Annotated in this window: 2 protein-coding genes; both read right to left on the reverse strand. The window is 68.8% G+C overall.

Annotation, left to right across the window (positions count from 1 at the left end; translation table 11 throughout):
- On the reverse strand, nt 1–194 hold a 194-nt coding region (locus FLQ44_RS08115), incomplete at its 3' end, for an SDR family NAD(P)-dependent oxidoreductase (protein WP_147693966.1).
- Nucleotides 185–538: hypothetical protein (locus FLQ44_RS23580; protein ID WP_206208753.1), on the reverse strand; the 354-nt coding region annotated here is incomplete at its 5' end. The genes FLQ44_RS08115 and FLQ44_RS23580, both read right to left, overlap by 10 nt.

Consider the following 538-nt stretch of genomic DNA (forward strand, 5'->3'; position numbering starts at 1 on the left):
TGCGCCTCGTCACGCACGTCCAGCCGGGTGAATCGGCCTTGGCCCCGCAGCGCGCGTGCAAGCTCACTGCCGGAGTCGTCATCGATATCGCTGACGACGACGCGCGCGCCCTCTTTCGCAAAGGCACGCGCGATCGCGGCGCCGATCCCGCGTCCCGCCCCCGTCACCAGCGCCACCTTGTCCTTCAGTCGCATGCCTGGTCCTTTTGGAATCGCTGCTGTTCGACATTGCCGGCAACCGCCGGGGCGTCGCGCTCCGGCAGCACCCACAGGTGGAGATCGCGCGGTTTGCCCGTGGCGTCGATGATGGGCTGCGTGCGAGCACCGGCGCAGCCCTCGAAAGGAAAGCTGTTGGAGACGACACGCGTGCCCGGCGCGCAGCGTTCGAGCAGCTCGGCCGCCATCCGCTGGGTGGACCAGTGCACCAGGTACAGCACGACCACGCTCGCGGTCGAAACATCCACGTCCATCGCATCGCGCTGCTCGAAGCGCGCGCGATCCGACACGCCTGCGGCCTCGGCATTCAGCCGGGAGTGCTC

This window comes from Vogesella mureinivorans, assembly GCF_007644035.1.
Lineage (GTDB): Bacteria > Pseudomonadota > Gammaproteobacteria > Burkholderiales > Chromobacteriaceae > Vogesella > Vogesella mureinivorans.